This window comes from Micromonospora sp. PLK6-60 (assembly GCF_019890675.1).
Taxonomy (GTDB): Bacteria; Actinomycetota; Actinomycetes; order Mycobacteriales; family Micromonosporaceae; genus Micromonospora.
This window is the reverse complement of sequence record NZ_JAIOAA010000011.1, coordinates 71884-94809: the sequence shown is the minus strand read 5'-3', so window position 1 is coordinate 94809 and position 22926 is coordinate 71884. Positions and strand designations below refer to the sequence as shown.

General features: G+C 73.1%; 22 protein-coding genes and 1 riboswitch. Of the genes, 14 read left to right on the top strand and 8 right to left on the bottom strand.

From position 1 onward, the window contains the following. Positions 1-6: 6 nt before the first annotated feature. Positions 7-786: a nucleotidyltransferase domain-containing protein gene (locus tag K7640_RS20560; RefSeq protein ID WP_222956498.1), complete on the bottom strand. Its 780-nt coding sequence runs from the start codon at positions 784-786 to the stop codon at positions 7-9. Between the two features lie 234 nt (positions 787-1020). Between K7640_RS20560 and K7640_RS20555 the strand changes: the two genes are divergently transcribed. From K7640_RS20555 to K7640_RS20535, 5 genes are read left to right on the top strand one after another with little or no spacing between them, the layout of a single operon-like run. Then, on the top strand, positions 1021-2274 hold the full coding sequence (locus K7640_RS20555) for a sensor histidine kinase KdpD (protein WP_222956497.1): 1254 nt from the start codon (positions 1021-1023) through the stop codon (positions 2272-2274). Then, the gene (locus K7640_RS20550; RefSeq protein WP_222956496.1) at positions 2271-2705 is read left to right on the top strand and encodes a roadblock/LC7 domain-containing protein; all 435 of its coding nucleotides are present in this window, start codon (positions 2271-2273) and stop codon (positions 2703-2705) included. The genes K7640_RS20555 and K7640_RS20550 overlap by 4 nt, the downstream gene beginning before the upstream one ends. A 24-nt stretch (positions 2706-2729) precedes the next feature. Further along, positions 2730-3071, top strand: coding sequence for a DUF742 domain-containing protein (locus tag K7640_RS20545; protein WP_222956495.1), 342 nt, complete (start codon positions 2730-2732; stop codon positions 3069-3071). Next, positions 3049-3681, top strand: a complete 633-nt coding sequence (locus K7640_RS20540; RefSeq protein WP_222956494.1) for an ATP/GTP-binding protein — start codon at positions 3049-3051, stop codon at positions 3679-3681. The genes K7640_RS20545 and K7640_RS20540 overlap by 23 nt, the downstream gene beginning before the upstream one ends. Next, positions 3674-4912 carry a styrene monooxygenase/indole monooxygenase family protein gene (locus tag K7640_RS20535; RefSeq protein WP_222956493.1) on the top strand — a complete coding sequence of 413 codons (1239 nt, stop codon included), beginning with the start codon at positions 3674-3676 and terminating at the stop codon, positions 4910-4912. The genes K7640_RS20540 and K7640_RS20535 overlap by 8 nt, the downstream gene beginning before the upstream one ends. A 40-nt stretch (positions 4913-4952) precedes the next feature. Here the strand turns inward: K7640_RS20535 and K7640_RS20530 are convergent, their stop codons facing one another. Beyond that, the gene (locus K7640_RS20530; RefSeq protein ID WP_222956492.1) at positions 4953-5651 is read right to left on the bottom strand and encodes a hypothetical protein; all 699 of its coding nucleotides are present in this window, start codon (positions 5649-5651) and stop codon (positions 4953-4955) included. Between the two features lie 185 nt (positions 5652-5836). Between K7640_RS20530 and K7640_RS20525 the strand changes: the two genes are divergently transcribed. Further along, the gene (locus tag K7640_RS20525) at positions 5837-6598 is read left to right on the top strand and encodes a L,D-transpeptidase family protein (protein ID WP_222956491.1); all 762 of its coding nucleotides are present in this window, start codon (positions 5837-5839) and stop codon (positions 6596-6598) included. 136 nt (positions 6599-6734) lie between these two features. Here K7640_RS20525 and K7640_RS20520 read toward each other — a convergent pair whose 3' ends face one another. From K7640_RS20520 to htpG, 4 genes are all read right to left on the bottom strand, one after another. Further along, positions 6735-7457 carry a transglycosylase family protein gene (locus tag K7640_RS20520; RefSeq protein WP_222956490.1) on the bottom strand — a complete coding sequence of 241 codons (723 nt, stop codon included), beginning with the start codon at positions 7455-7457 and terminating at the stop codon, positions 6735-6737. Next, a riboswitch (cyclic di-AMP (ydaO/yuaA leader) is annotated at positions 7458-7629 on the bottom strand. Positions 7630-8160: 531 nt separating this feature from the next. Continuing rightward, positions 8161-8694: a toll/interleukin-1 receptor domain-containing protein gene (locus K7640_RS20515; RefSeq protein ID WP_222956489.1), complete on the bottom strand. Its 534-nt coding sequence runs from the start codon at positions 8692-8694 to the stop codon at positions 8161-8163. Positions 8695-8901: 207 nt separating this feature from the next. Further along, positions 8902-10164 carry a helix-turn-helix transcriptional regulator gene (locus K7640_RS20510; RefSeq protein WP_222956488.1) on the bottom strand — a complete coding sequence of 421 codons (1263 nt, stop codon included), beginning with the start codon at positions 10162-10164 and terminating at the stop codon, positions 8902-8904. A gap of 229 nt (positions 10165-10393) precedes the next feature. Then, a complete protein-coding gene (gene htpG / locus K7640_RS20505) occupies positions 10394-12295 on the bottom strand; it encodes a molecular chaperone HtpG (RefSeq protein WP_222956487.1) in 1902 nt (633 codons plus the stop codon). 254 nt (positions 12296-12549) lie between these two features. Between htpG and K7640_RS20500 the strand changes: the two genes are divergently transcribed. Further along, positions 12550-15375 (top strand): TIR domain-containing protein, encoded by a 2826-nt coding sequence (locus tag K7640_RS20500; protein ID WP_222956486.1) that lies wholly within the window; start codon positions 12550-12552, stop codon positions 15373-15375. Between the two features lie 91 nt (positions 15376-15466). After that, a complete protein-coding gene (locus tag K7640_RS20495) occupies positions 15467-16165 on the top strand; it encodes a hypothetical protein (RefSeq protein ID WP_222956485.1) in 699 nt (232 codons plus the stop codon). 16 nt (positions 16166-16181) lie between these two features. On the opposite strand, the gene K7640_RS20490 is transcribed toward K7640_RS20495, so the two are convergent. Continuing rightward, positions 16182-17027, bottom strand: coding sequence for a hypothetical protein (locus K7640_RS20490; protein WP_222956484.1), 846 nt, complete (start codon positions 17025-17027; stop codon positions 16182-16184). 14 nt (positions 17028-17041) lie between these two features. Further along, entirely contained in the window at positions 17042-18277 is a 1236-nt protein-coding gene (locus K7640_RS20485) for a toll/interleukin-1 receptor domain-containing protein (RefSeq protein ID WP_222956483.1), read from the bottom strand. A gap of 167 nt (positions 18278-18444) precedes the next feature. Between K7640_RS20485 and smpB the strand changes: the two genes are divergently transcribed. From smpB to K7640_RS20455, 6 genes are all read left to right on the top strand, one after another. Further along, entirely contained in the window at positions 18445-18936 is a 492-nt protein-coding gene (gene smpB / locus K7640_RS20480; RefSeq protein WP_222956482.1) for an SsrA-binding protein SmpB, read from the top strand. Positions 18937-18969: 33 nt separating this feature from the next. Further along, entirely contained in the window at positions 18970-19413 is a 444-nt protein-coding gene (locus tag K7640_RS20475) for a helix-turn-helix transcriptional regulator (protein ID WP_222956481.1), read from the top strand. Positions 19414-19418: 5 nt separating this feature from the next. After that, positions 19419-19829, top strand: a complete 411-nt coding sequence (locus K7640_RS20470) for a VOC family protein (RefSeq protein ID WP_222956480.1) — start codon at positions 19419-19421, stop codon at positions 19827-19829. Positions 19830-19951: 122 nt separating this feature from the next. Then, positions 19952-20506 carry a sigma-70 family RNA polymerase sigma factor gene (locus tag K7640_RS20465; protein ID WP_222956479.1) on the top strand — a complete coding sequence of 185 codons (555 nt, stop codon included), beginning with the start codon at positions 19952-19954 and terminating at the stop codon, positions 20504-20506. A gap of 67 nt (positions 20507-20573) precedes the next feature. Then, positions 20574-21326: a zf-HC2 domain-containing protein gene (locus tag K7640_RS20460; RefSeq protein WP_222956478.1), complete on the top strand. Its 753-nt coding sequence runs from the start codon at positions 20574-20576 to the stop codon at positions 21324-21326. 195 nt (positions 21327-21521) lie between these two features. After that, complete coding sequence (locus tag K7640_RS20455) at positions 21522-22757, top strand: glycoside hydrolase family 16 protein (RefSeq protein WP_222956477.1); 1236 nt, start codon at positions 21522-21524, stop codon at positions 22755-22757. Positions 22758-22926: the final 169 nt, after the last annotated feature.

The following is a 22926-nucleotide window of genomic DNA, read 5'->3' as shown; positions in this document are numbered from 1 at the left end:
GTGGCGTCAGCCGCCCGACGCCTCGGCGATCTCGGCCCGGACCTGGCGCTGGAAGGCGCGCGCCGCCGGGCCGGTCGGTGGCGTCCCGCCGGTGCGGGCGGCGATGGCCCGGCCGATCAGATCGACGGCGTGGCCGCGGCCGGCGAGCCGGCGGCCGGCGGCCACCTTGGACAGCCAGACCCCGTCGCGCACCCGGACCAGCGAGCGGCAGGCGCCGAGGACCGCGTCCTCCGCGCCGGGGGCCGGCGCGTCACCCGGCGGGGTCGGCCGGGCCAGCCACCAGGTGAGCGCGTCGACCAGCAGGCGGCGCAGGTCGCCGGGGGCGAGGTCGGCGAAGGCGTCCGCGGCCGGCGGCCCGGCGAGGGTACGCCCGGCCGCGTGCAGGATGCTGCGGTCGAGGCCGTACCAGAACAGGCCGTCCTCGACGGGGCGGTCCGCGGCGGCGAGGGTCTGCCGGAAGGGCATCGTGGCCCCGGTGTTCAGTTCCAGCTCGAAACCGGGCTCGGCGGTGCCGGACCGGGCGACGTCGCGGCGGTAGACGACGAGTTCCAGCCCGCGCGCGGGACAGGGCAGCGCCTCGTGCCGCAGCCGGCCGACCAGCGCCCGCTTCTCGGCGTCGGTCAGCGACCGCGCGCAGACCAGCGCGACGTCGACGTCGCTGCGCCCCGGCTGGTACGCGTCGAGGCCGACCGAGCCGGCCGCGTACGCCCCGACGAGGTCGTCGCCGAGGACGTCCCGGGCCGCGCCGACGAGGTCGTCGAGGTAGTGCCGTACGTCGGAGTCCATGCCCCATGGTCGCGTCCGGGATCCGGCGCGCGGCGTCCGGGGCGGGTTGTTGCGTTTCGGCCGGCCGGCGCGATGCACCTGTGTGGCGGGCGGGCTCGGGTCGGGGACGGGGAGTGAAAATCCCCGCAAGTTGACCTTGAACCATTGCAATGTCGACAGAACGGTGATTGACTCCTGCTCCGTGTTAGAAGCCACGATTACCGATAGATCGGCTGTTTCGTGAAACGACACGCTATGTCCAGTAGTCTCGCCGTCCGGTCGCCCGGCTGGCGGCAGCGGGTGGCCCGCTGGCTGGATCCGACGGTCGCGCGGTGGGAGGTCGCCGCCGCCGAGGCACCGCCGCCGACCCGGCAGGACGACCCGGCGGTCAACCTGTGGCCGGCGATCTGTGAGCAGTTCGCGCTGCGCATCCTCGCCTCCGCCTATCAGATGGGCAGCCATCTGGCGGCGGTCGAGGCCGACGAGCAGGACCCGGACCGGCTGGAGCGGCTCTACCGCGTCGACCACGCCAACACCCGGATCCGCCGGCACGCGGAGAATCTGCAGGTTCTGCTGGGCCGCCGCGTCGAGGACGCGGACCGGCAGACCGTCGCCGTGGTGGACGTGATCCGGGCCGCCACCTCGGCCGTCGAGCACTACCCGCGGATCCGGGTGGGGCACGTCGTCGACCTCGGCGTCGTGGAGTTCGCCGCCGACGACGTGATCCGGGTGCTGACCGAACTGCTGGACAACGCCACCCGCTTCTCACCGCCCACCTCCAGCGTGACCGTCTCCGGCTACGTCACCGAGGACGGCGGCGTGCTGCTGCGGGTCGAGGACCTCGGCATCGGCATCGGGCCCGACCAGTTGCCGGGCCTCAACGCGATGCTCGCCGGCAGCCCACCCCCGGCGGCACTGTCGAACGCCGCCAACCACCTCGGCCTCGCCGTGGCGTCCCACCTGGCTCTCGTGCACCGGCTGCGGGTCACGCTGACCAACAGAGCCACCGGAGGCACCACGGCGACCGTGCTCGTGCCCGCGCACCTGCTGTGCGAGATCAGCCCGACCGCACCGCCGGCCGCCGGCCCGCCGTCGGCCTGGCCACCGTCGCGACCCGCCATGGACGGCCCGGCCCACCAGTGGGGTACGCAAGCGCCAACGCAGGACACCAGGCGATCCCCCACCGTCGAGATCGCCACCGTCGCCGGTCCGGACGCCCGGTCGCAGTTCGTCCCTCCGGCCGGGGCAGGGGTCACCACCGCCCCGGCCGCCGCACAGCCCGGCCCGGCGGCCCTCGCGCCCGATGGCCACGGCACCACCCGCGGCGGGCTGCCCCGCCGGGTGCCCGAGAGCGTACGCGCCGACGCCGCTCCGGCCGCGCCCCGCGCCGCCCGGCCCGAGCCCGAGATCGCCGCCGAGCGCGCGGCGTGGCCGGACGAGACCGCCGCGTTCGCCGCCGGCATCACCGACGCCCGACCAGCCACCACCGACGAAGGACCCCGCCCGTGACCACTCCCCTCGACCACGGACGCCCCGACTGCGGCTGGCTGGTCCGCCAGTTCGCCGACGACGTGCCGGGCGTCACCCACGCGCTGGTCGTCTCGCTGGACGGCCTCCAGCTCGCCGCGTCCCGGCAGGTGCCCCGCGACCTGGGCGACCAGCTCGCCGCGTTGACCGCCGGCCTGCTCAGCATGGCCGACCGCAGCGCCGACCTGCTCGACCTGGGCCAATCCGAGTACCTGACCGTCCGGCTGCCCCGGGGGCACCTGCTGTTCATGCGGGTCAGCGACGCCGCGGGCCTGGCGGTCGCCGCCGCGGCCGGCTGCGACCTGCGGATCGTGTCGTACCACATGACGCAGTTCGTGACCGCCGTCCGGCACGCCCTCACCCCGCCGGTACGCGGCGGGTTCGGCTTCGCCGCCGGCCAGTCGGTCTACTGACCCCGCCACCCGAGGAGCCTGCCCGTGCCCACGTACTGGAAGGTGCGGCCGTACGTCCTGACCGGCGGCCGCACCCGGACCCGGCAGCACCTGCTGGTGCACACGCTGGTCTCGGTGCCCTACTACGACGCGGTCTTCGCCTCCGGCCTGCTGCCGGAGACCCGCTTCCTGTATGAGCAGGCCCGCCGGACCCGTTCGGTGGCCGAGCTGTCGGCGGTCTGCGGCATGTCGCTCGGCGTCACCCGGGTGGTCGTCGACGATCTCGCCGCCACCGACCGGCTGCGGGTCCACTCCGACCAGTACGCCTCCCCGTTCGACTACCGCCTCCTGGAGAGACTGCGCGATGGCCTCCGGCAGCTTGTCTGACAATCCGCTGCTGACCTCGGCGAAGGTCGTCATCGCCGGCGGCTTCGGGGTCGGCAAGACGACATGTGTCCGGTCGATCTCGGAGATCCCGCCGATCAACACCGAGGCGTGGATGACCGCGGCGAGCGAGCCGGTGGACCGGCTGGACCCGGGCATCGACAAGACCACGACCACGGTGGCGATGGACTTCGGCCGGCTGACCATCGACCAGGACCTGGTGCTGTACCTGTTCGGCACGCCCGGCCAGCCGCGGTTCTGGCCGATGTGGGACGACCTGTGCCGGGGTGCGGTCGGCGCGCTGGTGCTGGCCGACACCCGGCACCTGGAGGGTTCCTTCCCGGCGGTCAACTACTTCGAGCACGACATCGACCTGCCGTTCGTGGTCTGCGTGAACCTCTTCGACGGGGTGCTCACCCACCCGCTGGACGACGTCCGCGCGGCGCTCGCGCTGTCCGCGGACGTCCCGCTGACCGCCTGCGACGCCCGCGACCCGGCGTCGGTGGCCCGGGCGCTGCTGGTGGCCGTCGAGCACACCATGGCCCGCACCGGCGGCCGCGCCGCACTCGCGTCCGACCCGCGACAGTCCCACCAGTGGAGGCAACATGCGTAGAGTCCTGATCGTCGGCGCCGGGCAGTCCGGCCTGCAACTCGGGTTGAGCCTGCTCGCCGAGGGCTACCAGGTGACCATCATGTCGGCCCGCACCCCGGACGAGATCCGGCGCGGCTGGGTGATGAGCACCCAGGCGATGTTCGCCGAGGCCCTGCGCACCGAACGGCGATACGGGCTCGACCTGTGGCAGGACCAGGCGCCGGACATCCACGGGCTGCACGTGTCGCTGTCCGCCCCGCCCGGCGAACGCGCCCTGCGCATCCCCTGCCCGCTGGACGAGCCGGCGCAGAGCACCGACCAGCGGCTGAAGATGGCGGCCTGGCTGGAGCTGTTCGAGGAACGCGGCGGCACCGTCCACTACCAGGGGGTGACCACCGCCGACCTGGACGGGCTGACCCGACTCGGCCGCTACGACCTGACCATCGTCGCGGCCGGCAAGGGCGACCTGGTGGGCGTCTTCGACCGGGACCCGCAGCGGTCGGTGCACACCGCGCCGCAGCGAGGGCTGGCCGTGGCGTACGTGCACGGGATGGCGCCGGATCCGCTGCTGCCGGTGCCGCACGTCAGCTTCAACGCCGTACCCGGGCTGGGCGAGCTGTTCGTCATTCCCGCGCTGACCCTGTCCGGGCCGTGCGACATCCTGTTCTGGGAGGCGGTGCCGGACGGCCCGCTGGACCTGTGGCGGGACCGGCTCGACCCGGCCGACCCCCTCAAGCCCCCCCTCGCCCTGGCCCGCCGCTACACGCCGTGGATCCACGAACGGTGCCGGGAGGTGGAACTCACCGACGCCCGGGCGACCCTGTCCGGCCGGTACACGCCGACGGTGCGGCTGCCGGTGGCGGAACTGCCGTCGGGCGGCGCGGTGCTCGGCATGGCCGACGTGGTGGTCGCCAACGACCCCGTCACCGGCCAGGGCAGCAACACCGCCGCCAAGTGCGCCGCGGCCTACCTGCGGTCGATCCTGGAGCAGGGCGACCGGCCGTTCGACCGGGAGTGGATGACCCGCACCTTCGAACGGTTCTGGTTCGACACCGGCCGGGCGGTCACCGCCTGGACCAACGCGATGCTGCAACCGCTGCCGCCGCACGTGCAGCAGGTGCTGGGCGCGGCGGCCGGCAACCCGGCGATCGCCCGCCGGTTCGCCAACGGGTTCAGCGACCCGACCGACTTCGACGACTGGTTCATGTCCCCCGACCGGGCCGAACGCTACCTCGCCGAGGTCGCCGGCTGAGCACCGCGGGTACGGTGCCGTGGCCGGGCCGCCCGGCCGGTCACGGCACCGGGTGCTCCTCGGCGGGGACCCGCTCGGTCGGCCCGGTGTCCGGAGCCACGACGCCGCCGGTGTCGGCGATGATCGCCTGTCCCTTCGCCAGCCAGGCGACGCCGAAGGCGAGCACGGCGACGATCTCGCACCACAGCAGCGGGCGCACCGCGTCCTGGGTCGCGGGCGGCAGGGCGTTGCTGGCCAGTGCCAGCGCGACGGCGACGAGGATGACGACGCCGCAGCCCCGGTAGAGCGGGTCGCGGCCCGGCTTCTCGGCGGTCACCCGGGGCCGGCTCGGACCGGTGTGGGCGAACAGGAAGCAGAACGCGGCCAGCAGCAGGAACAACGCGGCGGCGGCGAGCTGGTGCAGCCGGCCGATCAGCCGGTCGGTGCCGTCCGCGCCGGCGGTGGCGGCGGGCAGCAGCGCCACCACGATGGACAGCGCCCCGGCGACGGTGCTCAGCACGTCGTCGATCCGGGCGTAGCGGTAGCAGATGAGGAAGACGCCGATGGCGCACATGCTGCCGACGAAGACGTCCCGCCCGTCGGTGTGGTAATAGGCGCTGATCGAGTCGAGCAGCACCAGCCGCCCGGCCCGTACGGCGTCGCCGGCGATCACCAGGAACGGCAGGGCGATGCCGAGCACGCCGACGCCCAGCCGCAGCCGGCGCACGGTGAGCGCGTCCTGGGACGGTCTCGCGGACATGGCGGCTCCTCCTCCCGGCGGCCGGTTCGCCCGAGAACGTCCGACCGAAGTCGGACAGATCCACGATATCGGTTCGAGAGTGGACCCCACGGTTTTGCCCCGCCGGACTACGGTTGAAACCGGGCTCCGATCATCCCGGACGACCGTCGTCCGGGTGTGTCCACCACGGGGATAAGGAGATCGACATGTCGCCCCCCACCACCCGCTCCCGCCGGGCCGCAGCGCTGGTCGCGCTCGCGGTCGCCGGGAGCATGTTCGTGCCGATCGGCGCCGCCCAGGCGGCCCCCCGCGAGCAGTCGCCGGCCGCCCGGCAGCTGACCGCGCCGGTCACCACCGGTGTCGTCACGACGATGAACGCCACCGCCACCCAGGCGCTGGCGCAGCCCACCCTCAAGCAGGGCGCGCGCGGCACCGCGGTGACCAACCTGCAACGCCGGCTGGTGGCGCTGCACTACGACGTCGGCGCGGTCGACGGTGACTTCGGGCCGTCGACGTTCCACGCGGTGGTCGCCTTCCAGAAGGTCAACGGCCTTGGGCGCGACGGCGTCGTCGGGCCCAAGACCTGGGCGGCGCTGAGCAAGCCGGTGGTCCCGAAGCCGCGGTACAAGCACTCCGGCCTCTCGCTGGAGGCCAACCTGTCCAAGCAGGTGCTGTACCTGGCCCGCAACGGCCAGGTGATCCGGATCCTGGACGCCTCCAGCGGCAAGGCCAGCACCCCGACCGTGCGGGGCAACTACAAGATCACCCGCCGGATCGACGGGTGGCGGCAGAGCGACCTCGGGTTGCTGTGGCGGCCGAACTACTTCTACCGGGGCTACGCCATCCACGGCGCCACCTCGGTGCCGGCCTACCCGGCCAGCCACGGCTGCGTGCGGGTGACGGTGCCGGCGATGAACCGGCTCTGGGGCACGATCAAGGTCGGCCTGCCGGTGCACGTCTACGCCTGAACACCAGCTAACGACGAACGCCCGGCCGGGAATCCCGGCCGGGCGTTCGTCGTGGTGCGCGCCCCGCACGGCCCTCGGGCCGTACGCGAGGCCGGCCCGGCCCCCCGAACCGGGGAGCCGGGCCGAGCCGACGGGGTCAGAGGCTGAGCCGCTGCCCCGGGAAGATCAGGTCCGGGCTGCCGCCGATGACGCGCTTGTTGCGCTCGTACAGCGCCTGCCAGCCGCCCGCCAGGTCGCGGGCCGTGGCGATCTGCGACAGGGTGTCGCCCGACTTGACCACGTAGTTGCCGCCGGTCGAGGTGGACCGGTCCGGCGCCTGACGCCGCTCGGTGCCGCGCGAGGCGCGCTGCTCGCCGCGGTCCTGACGCGAGGACTTCTGCTCGGTGTGGTGCGTGGACTTGCGCTCGGACTTCTGCGTCGACTTGCGCTCCGACTTGGTCTCGGAACGGTTGTCGGACTTCGCCGAGTAGCTCTTCGTCGAGCCACCCTTCTTGCCGCACGTCGGCCAGGCGCCGATGCCCTGACCCTTCAGCACCTTCTCGGCGATGGCGATCTGCTCGCCGCGGCTGGCCAGGTCGGCCCGGGCCGCGTACTTCTGACCGCCGTAGCCGTTCCAGGTGCTCCGGGAGAACTGCAGGCCACCGTAGTAGCCGTTCCCGGTATTGATCTTCCAGTTACCGCCGGACTCGCACTGGGCGATCGCGTCCCAGTTGACGCTGGCGGCCTGCGCCGCGGTGGCCGGGCCGAACAGCGCCATGGCGCCGGTGACCGCTCCCGCGGCGAGCGCCCCGACGGCGACCCGGCCGGTGACCTGACGCGTGCTGGCCCGACGGTGACGGGCCTGGTATTCAGTTGCCATCTGTCGTTTCCTCCACGCCGACGAGGTGAGCTGTCGGGTTCGGGCCGAGGAGCCCGGCCGCCACAGGCGGCTTCACCCCGAGGTGCCGTGCACCGGAGAACGTTGGGTCCCCCGCTCCATGCCTGAGGTCCAGGTACCGACGGCCGGCGGCAGGATTAGGCGTTACCGACCGTGGTGTCCGCGAAGAGCGGACCCATCCGACGTTAGGAACGGTTGGTGCCGATTGCCCACTTCTTGTGAAGTTCTTCACCCGTAAGGGCGACCGGGCGCCTCCCCGCTTGCGGACGTGCGAAAAGGAGGGATCATGTCGCACCCCCGACGTCCTTCATGGATGGACAGAACTCGCTCTGAACTGGGCAAACGCCGCCACGCCCGGAAGCCGATCGCCATCCGACCCGTCCACTTGCCGCAGTGCCCGGCGCCCCTTTTCCCCGCACCGACACGTTCCCGCGACCGCAGCACCCGGCGGCGCGCCGCACGCCCACGCCACCCTCCCCCGGCCGCCCAGCCACCCACACAGTCACCGTCCGTAATCGACAACCCCATCGCGCGACGCCCGCGCGCTGCCCCCGGGCGAGGCAGCAAGTTCGGGGAAAGTGCTGCCTCACGAGCCGGCGAGGCAGCACCTTCCCCGAAACTGCCGCCACCCCGCCGGGCGAGGCGGGGCGGAGGCGGGGCGGAGGGGTTGGGGGGTAGCGGGCGGTCAGGGGGCGGGGTGGGCGGCGCTGCGTAGCACCGCCGCCGGCACCTGCGGGGACCGCCGTACGGCGAAGTCGGCCGGCAGCAGGGTGGACACCTCGGTGACCAGGGCATCCAGGTCCGGGCCGGCGGAGTGGCTGCGCACCCGCAGCCCGACCCGCTCGCACAGCCCACGGATGTCCTCCGGCAGCGCCGGCGGGTCGGGCAGCGGGGTGTCCCCGAGCAGCACGGGAACCACCGGGATCTCCCAGCGCAGCGCCCGGCGGATCTCCCGGCGCACGTAGTCGCGGGGGTCGTCCAGCCGGCGCCGGCCCTGGTCGTCGCGCACGCTGAGCCAGTACGGGCCGATCAACGCCAGCAGCACGTGGCTGCCCTGGAGTCGGGTCCACAACTCGGGCGGGAAGGCGGTGCCGGGGCGTACCGACCGGTGGTCCCGGAAGACGTGCCGGGCCCCGAACTCGGCGCGCAGCCGCTCGTCGATGAGGTCGGCGCCGAACATCGCGTCGTGCGTCCGATAATTGACAAAGATTCCTGTCATCTGACAGCTCCCGCCCTTACAGACGCGTTACCGCCAGTCCGGTAATGACAATAAGAAACGTGAGCCGATTCGGGCTCGCGTTCTTGCGAGGTACCGGCGGAAAACGCCCGTCGCTGGCAGGATAGCCCGTCCCCCGGTCACGGCGGGCGGAGCGACAAAAATCAGCACATCGCGAGAACGGCCGGCCGGACGGTGACGTCCGCCGGCTCAGCGCGCGGGCGCCACCCGCAGGGCGCTCGTCAGCGCCGGCATCAGCCGCCGCACGGCCTCGTCGTCGCGCCACCGCCGCACCACCCGGTTCAGCTGGCGCAGGTCGTAGCGGGCGGTGGCGGAGTCCACCGACCGCACCGTCTCCAACGCCGGGCCGACCACGGCGGCGGCCCGCTCCAGCTGCCGCTGCCCGGCCAGGGCCAGCGCCAGCCGGGCCGCGTACCGGGCCCGGGCCCGCCGCGCGGTGGGCGGCAGCAGGTCCAGTTCGGCGTCGAGGATCTCCGCCGACTCGTCGAGCCGGCCCAGGTCGTGCAGGCTCCAGGCGGTGGCGAAGCGCATCGGGTCGGGCGCGCTGGTGCTGCCCAGCGCCGGCTCGTCGTCGTCACCGGCGGACTGGGCCAGCAGGTCGGCCGCCTCGGCCAACGCCCGCCGGCAGCCGGCCTCGTCGCCCATCAGGGCGTACCCCTGGGCCTCCCGCTGGGCGGCCAGGCCGCGGGTCCGCGCGCCGCAGCGGGCCGCGCGGGCCTCCTGGGCCAGCTGCACCGCACCCAGCGCGTCGTCCCGGTACAGGGCGAGCTCGGCCCGCCGGACCAGGGCGTACGCGCGCAGCTCGGCGTTGCCGCCGGCCACCGCCAGCTCGACGGCGTGGTCGGTCCACCACGCCGCCGCCGCGTCGTTGCCCCGCTCCTGCGCCATCCAGCCGGTGTACTCGGCGATCCGGGCGGCCAGCCGCAACGCCTGCTGCCGGGCCGGCGGGCGGGACGCCTCGGCCAGCTCCCGCAGGAAGCCGGTGGTCGAGACGAGCAGCGGGCCGAGCGCCGCGGGACGGCTGGTCTGGCCGAGCAGGCGCAGCTGGTCGAACCAGGCCCGCACCAGCGGCAACGCGGCCTCGGCCTCGCCCGTGCGGTCACCGGACGAGGCGCCGCGGCCGGCGCCGGTGAGCCCGCCCAGGAGGTACGCCGACACGCCGGCGGGGGTGAACGCCGCCGCATCCGTACCGTCCACCGCCACCGTCCACGCCTGTGCGGGCGGCGGGGCGGACGCCCGCGGGCCCGGCCGACCGGGAACGAGCCGCGTCAGGGCGCCGTCGGCGGCCAGCGCGACGTCGCAACTGCGCGCCAGCGGGCCGCTGGGCCGCTTCGCGCCTGACTCGATCTTGCTCAGATGCGATTTGCTGTATCGCACCCGCTGGGCCAGATCGGTCAGCGACAACCCGGCCGCCTCCCGACGCCGACGCAACTCGGTGCCGAAATCATCCATCGTCCAGGCCCTCTCGTCACGCCGCCGGCCACCGTTTCCCGAGTCCGGGCCGAAATGGCGCGGCCAACCGCCGCCGGCGAATGCGAAACAGTGACCAGGATCGTTGACGCAAAAACAAGAGTGGGCTGTCGGCTTCACGACGCACTGCCCGGAATTCGATCACGACCGGCCGGACGACCGGCGCCGGGTGGCCGGCAGGCGCGCCGCGCCGACCACCCGGACCGTGCCGTCAGAGCGTACGGGCGAGCCGATCGGCCAGCAGTCGGGTGAAGCGGGACGGGTCGGCCAGCTCCCCACCCTCGGCCAGCAGCGCCAGCCCGTGGAGCAGCTCGGCGGTCTCGGTCAGCCGCGCCCGGTCGCCGTCGGCGTCGTACGCCTCGCGCAGCCCGGACACCAGCGGGTGCCCCGGGTTGAGCTCCAGGATCCGCTTGACCTGGGGCACCTCGTGGCCCATCGCCCGGTACATCTTCTCCAGCGTCGGCGTCATGTCGTGCGCGTCGCCGACCACGCAGGCCGGCGAGCTGGTCAGCCGGGTGGAGAGGCGGACCTCCTTGACCGAGTCCTGCAGCGTGCTGCCCATCCAGGAGAGAAGGTCGGCGTACTGCTTGCGGTCGGCCTCCTGCCGCTCCTTCTCCTCGTCGGTGTCCAGGTCGACCTGGCCCTTGGCGATCGAGCGCAACTGCCGGCCGTCGACCTGGCCGACCCGCTCCACCCACACCTCGTCCACCGGGTCGGTGAGCAGCAGCACCTCGTAGCCCTTGGCCCGGAACGCCTCCATGTGCGGCGAGTTCTCCAACATGGCCCGGGACTCGCCGGTGGCGTAGTAGATCTCGCCCTGCCCGTCCTTCATCCGCTCCACATAGCCGGCGAGGGTGGTCAGTTGCTCCGGGTCGTGGCTGGAAGCGACCGAGACGACGTCGAGGATCGCGGACTGGTTGTCCGGGTCGTCGACCAGACCCTCCTTGACGACCGCGCCGAACTCCTTCCAGAACGTCAGATACCGGTCGGCGTCCCGCTCCCGCATCTCCTTGACGGTGGACAGCACCTTCTTGACCAGCCGGCGGCGCACCACCCGGATCTGCCGGTCCTGCTGAAGGATCTCCCGGGAGATGTTCAGCGACAGGTCGTGGGCGTCCACCACACCCTTGACGAAGCGCAGGTAGTTGGGCATCAACGCCTCGCAGTCGTCCATGATGAAGACCCGCTTGACGTAGAGCTGCACCCCCCGGCGCCCCTGCGGGGAGAACAGGTCCAGCGGGGCGTGCGAGGGCAGGAAGAGCAGCGCCTCGTACTCGAAGGTCCCCTCGCCCCGCATGTGGATGGTCTCCAGCGGGTCCGCCCAGTCATGGCTGACGTGCTTGTAGAACTCGTGGTACTCGGCCTCGTCGACCTCGCTGCGCGGCCGCGCCCACAGCGCCTTCATCGAGTTGAGGGTCTGCGTCTCGGTGGTGCTCGCGCCGTCCTCCCCCGGTCGTTCCACCGTCATCCGGATCGGCCAGGCGATGAAGTCCGAGTAACGCTTGACGATCTCCCGGATCTTCCAGTCCGAGGCGTAGTCGTGCAGGTTGTCCTCGGCGTCCTCCGGCTTCAGGTGCACGGTGACGGAGGTGCCCTGCGGCGCGTCGTCGACCGCCTCGACCGTGTACGTGCCCTCACCGGTGGACTCCCACCGGGTGCCGCCGGACTCCCCGGCCCGGCGGGTCAGCAGGACGACCCGGTCGGCCACCATGAAGGTGGCGTAGAAACCGACCCCGAACTGGCCGATCAGCTCCTGCGACGCGCCCGCGTCCTGCGACTCGCGCAGCTTGCGCAGCAGCTCGGCGGTGCCCGACTTGGCGATCGTGCCGATCAGCGACACCACGTCCTCGCGGGACATACCGATGCCGTTGTCCCGCACGGTCAGGGTGCGCGCCTCCCGGTCGACGTCGATGGCGATGTGCAGGTCGTCCACGTCCGCGTCGAGATCCTTGTCGACCATCGACGCCAGGCGCAGCTTGTCCAGCGCGTCCGAGGCGTTCGAGACGAGTTCGCGCAGGAAGACGTCCTTGTTCGAATAGATCGAGTGCACCATCAGCTGCAGCAGCTGACGGGCCTCGGCCTGGAACTCCAGCGTCTCGCTCCGGTTGCTCACCGCGACCTCCCTGTTACGTCACCGATCCGCCGGCAAGGATACGAGCCGACGATCGGCCCCGGCGCGCGGCCACCGGGTCGACCGGCACGTCGCCGACTGTCGGATATCCGAATCCCATCGAGGTGCCGCCGCCGTTCGGGTGCTGGTGGAATGGCGGGTCCGCGCCGATTAATCCGACACCAATGGGCGGTCTACGTCGGTGACCTCCCCCCTCGTCCACCGTGCCCGTGACCGGCCAGTGAAGGAGTCACGCCGTGCGAGCCGCCCCCAGGTACGACGCGTTCATCTCCTACAGCCACGACCAGGATCGGGTGATCGCCCGGGCGCTGCACTCGGCGCTGCATTCGTTCGCCCGTCCGTGGTACCGCGTCCGGGCACTGCGCATCTTCCGCGACGAGCACGACCTCGGCGCCAGCCCGCACCTCTGGAAAGACATCGAAGCGGCGCTGGCCACCTCGTCGTGGTTCGTGCTGATGGCCTCCCGCCGGGCGGCGAAATCGCACTGGGTGGAACAGGAGGTCAGGTGGTGGCTCGAGCACCGGGCCCGGGACCGCATCCTGATCGCCCTGACGGATGGCGACCTGGTGTGGCCCAGCCGCGCCGTCGACTTCGACTGGTCGGTCACCGACTGCCTGCCCGACATCCTGCGCGGACGATTCACCGACGGCGAACCGCGCTGGATCGACCTCCGGGGTCTACGAGACGTCGCCCACCCGTCCGACCAGGCGGCCGATGCCCCGTCCTGGCGCCGCCGGCTGCGCCGGCCGCGACCGGAAGAGCTGCGCCTCGGTGACCTGGTGATCGAGTTCGCGGCGCCCCTGCACGGCAGGTCCAAGGCCGACATGCATCGCGAGAGCCGGCGGCGTCGCCTCCAGTTCCGCGCCACGGTGGCAGCGACCCTCGCCGTGCTGCTCGCCACGACGACCGTCGCGTTCCTCCAGCGCAACGCCGCTGTCGACCAGGCCCGGATCGCCACCGCCCGACAACTGGCGGCGAACTCCCTGGCCTTGCAGGCCACCCGGCTCGATCTGGCGCAACTGCTCGCCGTCGAGGCGTACCGGATGAACCCGGACCGGCAGACGCGGGCAGCGCTGTTCCAGTCGGTGACGACCAGCCCGCACCTGGTTCGCTACCTGCACGCCGACGACGAGCTGACCACCACGGTCGGCTCCCGGGACGGCCGGGTGGCCGTGGCCGGCACCCGCGGCGGCCGGGTGTACGCGTGGGACGTCGGCACGGGACGGCGGGTCGAGCTGCCGCGCCTGGGACGACTGGTGACAGGCGTGTCGGTGAACGCCGACGGTCAGGTGGTGGCCGCCACCGACGGAACGACCGCGTACGTCTGGACGCCCGGTGGCGGCCGAACCTCGCTGGCCAGCCCCGCTCCCGAGGCGCTGCCCAGCGGCGTCAGCGGTCGGGTGGCGGTCTCGCCGAGCGGCCGCTACGTGACGGTGGGGCTGGAACGCGACTACACCACCTTCCTGACCACGCACGACCGGTCGACCGGCCGGCGGACCAGCGCCCGTGCCGAACTGCCGGCCGGCAGCCTGGCCATGCCCACCGAGTCGGAGCTGGTCATCGTGGACGGCGGAGGGAGGTGGGACCGCCGCGCCGTGCCGGGCCTGACCCGGCGCACCCATTCGGACTTCGCCCTCAACGGAGCGCGCGGCGGCCCCACCGCCGTCTCGGGAAACGGCGCCTGGCTGACCTACACCACCGGCGCGCCGGTGCTCAACCTGTGGCGCACCGACCGGCCCGCCGACCAGAACCGCCCGGACCTGAGGGGACTGTCGCACGGCTCACTGCCGCAGGCCATCGCGATCAGCGACAGCGGCACCCGGCTGGCGGTGGTGGATGGCGGCACGGTCTATGTGTCGGCCACCGATCGCGGCGACGACCTGGTGACCAGCCAGCTCGCCCTGCCGGGAAACAGCACCACCGTCGCCGCCGGCCTGCGGTTCTTCGGCGCCGACGAACGCCTCCTGATGATCACCGGAAGCGACCTGGTCGTGTGGAACCTCCAGCAGATCACCCGGGCCGGCCGAAGCACCCCGGTGCCGGTCGAGCCAGGGTGTTCGGCGTGCCCACCGCCGCAGGTGGACATCCGGCCCGACGGCGGCGCGGTGGCCGTCCTCGACGCCGACGGCAGCCACGTCGCCGTACGTCCGCTGGAGCCGGGCGCCCTGGACACCACCCTGACCGCCCCGTCCGTCACCTACACCGCGGTCGGCTGGGCCGCCGACGGCCGAAGCCTGTTCCTGAACACGAACACCGCTGGCATCCAGGTGCACGCCGCGGCACCCGGGCTGCCCCGGGTGCGGCAGTTGAGCGGGCCCGACATCGGGGCGCAACCGCTCGGGCTCACCCCGGACCGGCGTGGCCTGCTCTACGTCGCCGAGGACCAACCCGGGCGGTTCTGGGTGCGGAACGTGGCGACCGGGGAGATCGACTGGCCGCCGACGGCCGCCGACACCGTCGAGGGCGCCCGGGCGCCGTATTCCGGACAGGTGGTCACCACGTTCCTGACCGACGGACGCTACCGGGCGCAGGTGATCGACGTGGGCAGCGGCACGACCCGGGTGATGGACACGCGCGACGTCGACCAGGTGGCCAGCAGCACGGAGCACGTCGTCGTCACCCGGACGGACGGCACGGTGGAGGTCTGGGACGCCGCGGGTCGGCAGCGGCTGCGCTCCCTGCACCAGGACAGCAGCTTCCGGCAGCCCGCCGACAGCACTGACCCGGCGACCACGGCCGGCTACCTGGCACAGCAGCGTTCCGACCGGAACATCGTCGTCACCGACCTCGACGCCGGGGAGGAGGTGGCCAGCCTCACCCTTCCGGAACGCTACCGGCAGCGTCTCGTCACGCTCACCTTCACCCCCGACGGTCGGGACCTGCTCGCTGTCGCCGAGGGCGGAGTGTCCGAACCGGAGGACGGTCTGCTGGTTCGCTGGAGTCTTTCGCCCGACGCGTGGACGGCGGCGGCGTGCGCGGCCGTCGGACGTGATCTGTCCGCCGACGAGTGGCGGCGCTTCGCCGCCACCGATCCACCGGACGACCTGTCCTGCCGCCGGTGAACCCGGCGCGGATCCAATAGGGACGCACCCGAGCCGTCGGCTGCGATACTCGGCCCGGACCGTGGCACCGACGCGAGCAGGGAGCCGGAACGTGGGCGAGGGTTGGGTACGGAGCCGGTGGGCGCGCGGGTTCACCGGCCTGCTGGTCGGCGCCGCCCTGGGCTGGCTGGTCCACCAGGGACTTCAGCTGACGGGTCCGGAGCTGTTCATGCTGCTCGGCGCGGCGGCCGGCCTGGTGGGCGGGCTGCTGCTGCACGCGTACGCCCGCAGTGTCCGGCTGACCGAGATCACGGTGACCGTCCCGCAGTTCAGCGAGCTGCGTTTCGCCGTCACCCGCGACGGCCAGCAGGTCGCCTGGAAACTGTTCGTGGAGACCGCGACCCGGGTCTCCACCCAGGCGCTCGGCCCCGGTGACGGGCGGATGCGGGAGGCACTCACCTCCCTGTACGGGCTCTTCGCGGTCACCCGGGAGCTGCTGAAGGAGGCCCATCCGGGGGTGCAGACCGGGCCGGAGCCGACGGTGGAGCAGTTGGGCATCGCGATGCTCAACCTGGAGCTGCGGCCCTTCCTGTCCCGCTGGCATCCGGCGCTGCGGGCCTGGGAGCTCGCCCACCCGGACACCGCCGAGAGCGAGTGGGCCGACGACGCGGCGTGCCGGGCCGAGCTGGCCCAGGTGCAGCGGCGGCTGGCCGCGTACGTGCAGAGTTTCGGCAGGCTGGCCGGGGTGGCCCGGCCGGAGGTGCTGCTCGGCCCCGCAGCCTCGGAGGACGCCGGTCGCCGGTCCGGGTGACCCGCGGGCGGGTCGGTCAGGGCTTGCGGCCGGCGTTGATCCGGCCGAGCCCGAGGCCGACCAGCCCGGCGATCTCGCCCGGCCGGTGGGTCTCGCTCAGCCGCCGGTTCTCCTCGGCGGCCAGGCCGTTGTCCACCAGCCCGGCGGACCGGTCGGCGAGCACGGCGAGCGCGTCGCGGTATCCCGGGTCGGGCGGCCCGGCCCCGTCGGCCGCCGGGAGGAAGTCCGGGTCACCGACCCCGACGCTGCGCAGAATGTCCCAGGTGGCCCCGCCGAAGCCACCCGCGAGGTAGAGCGGGGTGCGGTGCTCCACCGCCAGCAGTGTCTCCTCGACCAGGCCCGGCATCCGGCCGGTGAACCCGGTCCGCCGGCCCCCGATCACCACCTGGCCGTCGACCCGCCGCGCCAGCCAGGCCCGCATGGCGGTGAGGGCCGGCGCGAGCTGTGACTCGTCCACCGGCGCGGGGGCGTCGCCCCGCCCCTGCTCCGGGTCCACCTCCTCGCCCGCCGGGTCCAGGCAGACGACGGTGGCGTGCAGCGCGAAGTCGCGGCGCAGCCGGCGCAGCTCGGGCAGGGGCAGCCGGCGGTGGTTCTGCCAGGCGAGGCAGATCAGCAGCGGCGGCTCGTCGAGCGGCCCGTAACGCTGCACCTCCCGCAACAGGAAACTGGTGTGCCCGTCGGGCCGGAGGTGACCGCCGTAGGCGAGGGTCCCCCCGCCGACCAGCACGGTCCGGGCGACCTCGCCCAGCGCCAGGCGGAAGTGGTTCGGCAGCAGGCCGAGCCGGCCCAGGTCGGGGCTGTCGGAGGCGGAGAGCCCGACCCGCACGCCGGCCAGCGAGTCCCTGGGCAACAAGCCGGTCATCGAAGCCTCCATCGTCAGCCGCGCCGCGCGTCGAGCATCCGCGGAGTCAGCAGATCGACCCCGCCGTCGAAACCGGCGGCTCGGGCCATCTGATCGAGTACGAGGCTCTCCTGCGGCCCGAGCGGCGGTTCCGGGTGCAGTACCCGGACGGTAGCACCGGGCGGCGCCACCCGCCCGGAGCGCGCGCGGTGCAGCCAGTCGGCGAACGTGGCGGCCTCCGGGGAGCGGGGCGCCCACCAGTCCACCGGCAGCTCCGGCCAGTGCCGCCGCGCGATCCGGTGCTGCCACTGCCACAGCGCGCTGCTGAGGCACTCGTCGACCAGCTTGCGCAGGCCGCGCCGGATGCCGGGGTCCGGGTGGTCCGGATCGAGCCGGACCCGCGGTACGTGGTCCATCAGGAAGGAGCCGCGGTCGTCGCCGATCCGCAGGTCGTCGAGGATGACGATGGGCACCCCGGCGCACTTGGCCAGGTGCACCTCCTCCTGGCACCACTTGCGGGCCGAGTAGTGGTCCCCGCGTACGGCGAGCAGGGCGCTGCGGCGGGCGTTGTCGCGCAGCACCCGCGCCCACCGCGACCCGGCCTGGATGCTGTGGGCGTCGAAGAACTGGTCCAGGCGGGTGCCGGCGATCATGTCGCAGACCCGCCGGACGAGGTTCGCCGCCCGCTGCTCGTCGTCCGGGTCGGCGTGCCGGCTGTGGCTGACGAAGACCGTCAGCGCCCGGTCGCCGTCGCCCCGCACCAGCTGGGCGAGGGCCTGGCTGAGGTCGCGGCACCGGCGCTGCGCCGGCGACTCGCCGGGCAGCCCCGCGGTGTCCAGGCGTTGGTAGCCGTCGAGCAGCGCGCCGAGTCGGGTGCGGTCGATCGCGCCCTCGGTCAGCACCACCGGGAAGAGCCCGACGTGCGCGGGGTCGGCCCGCTGCCCGTCGACGAGGGCCGTCAGGTAGTCCCGCCACCGGGCGTCCCCGCCCTGACAGGCCCGGGCCAGTGCCGTGCCGAGCACCGGCACCACCGCGACGAAGGCGGCCGGCGCCGCGCTGCCCGGGCGCGGGTCCGACGGCAGCGGCACCGGCCGCGGCACGTCGTCGGGACCACGCCAACCCTGCGACCGGACGAACACCGACACCGCCCCGCCGATCAGTCCGGTGAACGCGTCCCCCTGGAAGTGGTCCACGATCTGGTGGGCGATCTCCTCGCCCTCGGTGTCGCCGACGTGCCAGACGACGTAGATCTCGAGCCCGGGCGGCAGCATGGCTCCTGCCTATCCGATGTGGACGACCTCCGACCAGCCCAGGGTACGATCTTCGATCCGTTCGGCCGGCCCGGGGTCGACCTGTCGGGCCCGGCCCGCCGATACCCGGGCGGCCCGGGGTCCGGCGGGTATCCTGCTCGGGGTCGCAGCGTGCGGGGAGGTGGCAGGTGACCAGGGAGACCGGGCGCAAGCTGATCGCCTCGAACAAGAAGGCACGGCACGACTACACCGTCCTGAAGACGTACGAGGCGGGGCTGGTGCTGGCCGGCACCGAGGTGAAGTCGCTGCGCGAGGGGCGGGTGTCGCTGGTCGACGCGTTCGCCCAGGAACACGACCGCGAGCTGATGCTGCACGGGCTGCACATCGCCGAGTACGGCTTCGGCAGCTGGACGAACCACGCGCCACGCCGGACCCGCAAGCTGCTGCTGCGGCGGGTGGAGATCGACCGGATCCTGGACCGGCTGCGCGAGGGCGGGCTGGCCCTGGTGCCGCTGTCGATGTACTTCGCCAACGGCTGGGCCAAGGTCGAGCTGGGCCTGGCCCGGGGCAAGCGGTCGTACGACAAGCGGCAGACCCTGGCCGAGCGGGACGCCAACCGGGAGATCGCCCGGGAGTTGGGCCGGCGGCTCAAGGGCCGGCCGGCCCGGGCGGGTCGTTAGCCGCCGGGGCCGGACACCGGGCAGACTGTCCGCGTGACCGGCAGTGAGGATCCGCGCCTGCGCGAGCTCGTCCTGCTGCGCCGCGTCCGGGACCGGATCGACCGCGACTACGCGCAGCCGCTGGACGTGGCGGCGCTGGCGCGTGGCGTGCACCTGTCGGCGGGCCACCTGAGCCGGCAGTTCCGGGCCGCCTACGGCGAGTCGCCCTACAGCTATCTGATGACCCGGCGGATCGAGCGGGCGATGCACCTGCTGCGCCTCGGCGAGCTGTCGGTCACGGAGGTCTGCTTCGCGGTGGGTTGTTCCTCGCTGGGGACGTTCAGCACCCGGTTCTCCGAGTTGGTCGGGATGTCGCCCAGCGCCTACCGGCGGGCCGTCGGTGGGCAGGGCACGGGCATCCCGGGTTGCGTGGCCAGGCAGGTGATGCGACCGGTCAGGAATCGAGAAGCCGGCACCGGTCGCGGCGGCCTAGCGTGACCGGCATGAGCCTGATCATTCACCAGACGTTCCTGCCCGCCGACGATCCCGACGAGTCCCTGTCCTTCTACCGCGACGCGCTGGGTTTCGAGGTGCGCAACGACGTGGCGTTCGGCGGGAACCGCTGGATCACGGTCGGGCCGGCGGACCAGCCGCAGACCTCGATCGTCCTCGAGCCGCCGGCCATGGATCCGGGGCTGACCGGGGACGAGCGCCGCACCATCGCCGAGCTGATGGCCAAGGGCAGCTACGCGACCATCGTGCTGGGCACCGCGGATCTGGACGGCACCTTCGAGCGGGTGCAGGCCAGCGGCGCCGACGTCGTCCAGGAGCCGATCGACCAGCCGTACGGCGTGCGCGACTGTGCCTTCCGCGACCCGGCGGGCAATCTGGTCCGGATCAACCAGCTCGGCTGAGCCGAACGGTCCGGCCACCACGGGCCTGACGGATGCTGGGTGGGCGGCGGCGACTGCGGTAGGCTTCCGCCCAGCTACTACGGCCTGTCGTCGTCGACGGGCGGCCCGACCGGGAGGTCCCGATGGCGGAGGACGACGCGGAGATCACCGCGTGGGCGGTGGCCGCCGGTCGGGGCGACCGGGAGGCCGCCGCTCGTTTCGTCCGGGCCACCCAGCACCAGGTGCGGCGGTTCCTGGCCGCCCTGATCTCCCCGACGGAGGCGGACGACCTCGCCCAGGAGACCCTGCTGCGGGCGATGCGGTCGCTGCCCTCGTTCGCCGGCCGCTCCTCGGCCCGCACCTGGCTGCTCACGATCGCGCGGCGGGTCGCGGTGGACCACATCCGGGCCGCGTCGGCCCGCCCCCGGACGGTGCCGATGCCGGACACGTACGACCGGGCCGACGCCACCGGCGGCTTCGACCGGCAGGTGGTGCTGGAGCAGGTGATCGCGGCGTTGCCGGCGGAGCGGCGGGAGGCGTTCGTGGCCACCCAGGTGCTCGGCCTGTCCTACGCCGAGGCGGCCCAGGTGTGCGGCTGCCCGGTCGGCACCATCCGCTCCCGGGTGGCCCGGGCCCGGGAGGATCTGGTGGCCGCGCTGGGCGGCGGCGCCGAGCGCCGCGACGGAGCGGTCGGATGAGCCGGTTCGCCCGGGTTGACCTGCGGAACCCGGGAACTTTCGGCACGGCCGGGCCGACTATTCGGGCATGAGGTGCGAGCAGTGGCGTGAGGTGCTGTCGGCGCAGCTGGACGGCGAGGAGACCCCTGCCGAGCGGATGACGGCCGAGGCGCACCTGGCCGGCTGCCCGGACTGCCGGGCCTGGCTCGACACGGCCACCGCGGTGACCAGGCGGGCCCGGCTCGCGGTCAGTGTGCCGGGGCCGGATCTCACCGACGCGGTGCTGGGCGCGCTGCCGGCGCCGCGGCGACGGTCGGGGCGGCTGGTGCTGTCGCTGCGGGCGGCGCTGGGGCTGGTCGGCGCGGCGCAGCTCACGCTGGGGCTGGTGCAGATCGGGCGCGGGGTGGCCGCCCCGCACACCCACCTGGTCGACGGTCTCGGCGCCGCCGGGCACCTGTGGCACGAGTCGGCGGCGTGGAACGTGGCGGTCGGGGCGGGTTTCCTGTTCGTGGCGACCCGGCGTACCCGGCCGACCGGTCTGCTGCCGATGTTGAGCGCGTTCGTCGCGACGCTGGTGCTGCTGTCGGTCAACGACCTGCTGACCGGGTCGGTGGACACCACCCGGCTGGTCAGTCACGGGTTTTTGCTGGCCGGGTACGGGCTCGTGGTGGCCCTGTCCCGGCCCGGGCTGCGGCCGGACGGGCCGACCCGGGGGGACCGCCCCGAGCGGACCCGGTGGCGGCTGCCGGCCCAGGAGGAGCCGGCGGCGCCGCCCGCGCTGCGCCTCGTGCCGCCGCCGTACGCCGGGTCCGCACGGCACCGGGACCGCCCGGCGGCCTGAGGCGCGTCATCGCTCGGCCAGCCTGACGATCTGCCGTCCGGGCGGCGCGACGACCGGTGGCCGAGAGCGCTCTCTTGACACGTCACCCTGACCTTCGTAAATTGGCCGTAATCTATTAGTACGGTTTGTTTACCGTTCGGTCGGGCCCGTTCCATCGGCCGGCGGTGACCACCCCCGCACGGCAAGGGAGGAAACGTGCGCAGCATCCGCACGATCGCGACGGTGGCGCTGGCCGCCGTCGGCCTGTCGATCGCCCTCACCGCCACCACCAGCGCCCCGGCCGTCGCCGGCCCGGGCGCGGTCACCTGGTCCGACGAGTTCAACGGCGCCGCCGGCACCCCGCCGGACCCCGCGAAGTGGCGCTACGACACCGGCGGCGGAGGCTGGGGCAACAACGAGTTGCAGTACTACACCACCAGCACCCGCAACGCCGCCCTCGACGGCAACGGCAACCTGGTGATCACCGCCCGCAAGGAGAACCCCGGCGGCTACAACTGCTGGTACGGCAGCTGCCAGTACACCTCCGCCCGACTGCTGACCAGCGGCACGTTCGCCCAGGCGTACGGGCGGTTCGAGGCGCGTATCAAGATCCCCCGCGGGCAGGGACTGTGGCCGGCGTTCTGGATGCTCGGCAACGACATCGGCAGCAACCCGTGGCCCAACAGCGGCGAGATCGACATCATGGAGAACGTCGGCTCCGCGCCGTCGACCGTGTGGGGCACCCTGCACGGCCCGGGCTACTCCGGCGGCAACGGCCTGAGCGGCTCCACCTCGCTGCCCGGCGGCCAGGCCCTCGCCGACGCCTTCCACACCTTCACCGTGGACTGGGCACCCGACGCCATCACCTGGTATCTCGACGGCGTGGCGTACTCCCGCAAGACCCCGGCCGACGCGGGCGGCAACCGCTGGGTCTTCGACCACCCCTTCTTCATGATCATGAACGTCGCGGTCGGCGGCAACTGGCCCGGCTCGCCGAACGCCAGCACCACCTTCCCGCAGACCATGGTCGTCGACTACGTCCGGGTGCAGGCGTGGGACACCGGCAGCGGCGGCACCGGCGCGCCGATCGTCGGCTACGGCAACAAGTGCGTGGACGTCGCGAGCGCGAACACCGCCAACGGCACCCCGGTGCAGCTCTGGACCTGCAACGGCACCGCCGCCCAGAAGTGGACCTGGGCCGCCGACGGCTCGGTGCGCGCCCTCGGCAAGTGCCTGGACGTCACCGCCGCGTCCACCGCCAACGGCGCCAAGGTGCAGCTCTACGACTGCAACGGCACCGGCGCCCAACGCTGGGTGTTCAGCTCCGCCGGTGACATCGTCAACCCGCAGTCCAACAAGTGCCTGGACGCCACCGGCGCCAGCTCCGCCGACGGCACCCGCCTGCAGATCTGGGAGTGCACCGGCGGCGCGAACCAGAAGTGGCGCCGCTGACCCGGGCCGCGAGATCCGCGCTACTTCGGTGAAGTTGTTGCCTCGGCACCGGGCTGAGGCACCAACTTCACCGAAGTTGTCCGGATCTTGACCGATGCACGTCGAAACCCTCCGGGTGGGACCGTCTACTGTGTGGTGAAGTGGTGACGGTGTGATGGGGAGCGACGGC

Excerpts from the sequence above, each read along its gene's own strand:
- K7640_RS20510 (WP_222956488.1), bottom strand. The coding sequence starts at position 10,164 with ATGGATGATTTCGGCACCGAGTTGCGTCGGCGTCGGGAGGCGGCCGGG.
- K7640_RS20555 (WP_222956497.1), top strand. The coding sequence starts at position 1,021 with ATGTCCAGTAGTCTCGCCGTCCGGTCGCCCGGCTGGCGGCAGCGGGTG.
- K7640_RS20470 (WP_222956480.1), top strand. The coding sequence starts at position 19,419 with ATGAGCCTGATCATTCACCAGACGTTCCTGCCCGCCGACGATCCCGAC.
- K7640_RS20530 (WP_222956492.1), bottom strand. The coding sequence starts at position 5,651 with ATGTCCGCGAGACCGTCCCAGGACGCGCTCACCGTGCGCCGGCTGCGG.
- K7640_RS20515 (WP_222956489.1), bottom strand. The coding sequence starts at position 8,694 with ATGACAGGAATCTTTGTCAATTATCGGACGCACGACGCGATGTTCGGC.
- K7640_RS20560 (WP_222956498.1), bottom strand. The coding sequence starts at position 786 with ATGGACTCCGACGTACGGCACTACCTCGACGACCTCGTCGGCGCGGCC.
- K7640_RS20520 (WP_222956490.1), bottom strand. The coding sequence starts at position 7,457 with ATGGCAACTGAATACCAGGCCCGTCACCGTCGGGCCAGCACGCGTCAG.
- K7640_RS20535 (WP_222956493.1), top strand. The coding sequence starts at position 3,674 with ATGCGTAGAGTCCTGATCGTCGGCGCCGGGCAGTCCGGCCTGCAACTC.
- K7640_RS20485 (WP_222956483.1), bottom strand. The coding sequence starts at position 18,277 with ATGCTGCCGCCCGGGCTCGAGATCTACGTCGTCTGGCACGTCGGCGAC.
- K7640_RS20460 (WP_222956478.1), top strand. The coding sequence starts at position 20,574 with ATGAGGTGCGAGCAGTGGCGTGAGGTGCTGTCGGCGCAGCTGGACGGC.
- K7640_RS20525 (WP_222956491.1), top strand. The coding sequence starts at position 5,837 with ATGTCGCCCCCCACCACCCGCTCCCGCCGGGCCGCAGCGCTGGTCGCG.
- K7640_RS20490 (WP_222956484.1), bottom strand. The coding sequence starts at position 17,027 with ATGACCGGCTTGTTGCCCAGGGACTCGCTGGCCGGCGTGCGGGTCGGG.
- K7640_RS20465 (WP_222956479.1), top strand. The coding sequence starts at position 19,952 with ATGGCGGAGGACGACGCGGAGATCACCGCGTGGGCGGTGGCCGCCGGT.
- K7640_RS20540 (WP_222956494.1), top strand. The coding sequence starts at position 3,049 with ATGGCCTCCGGCAGCTTGTCTGACAATCCGCTGCTGACCTCGGCGAAG.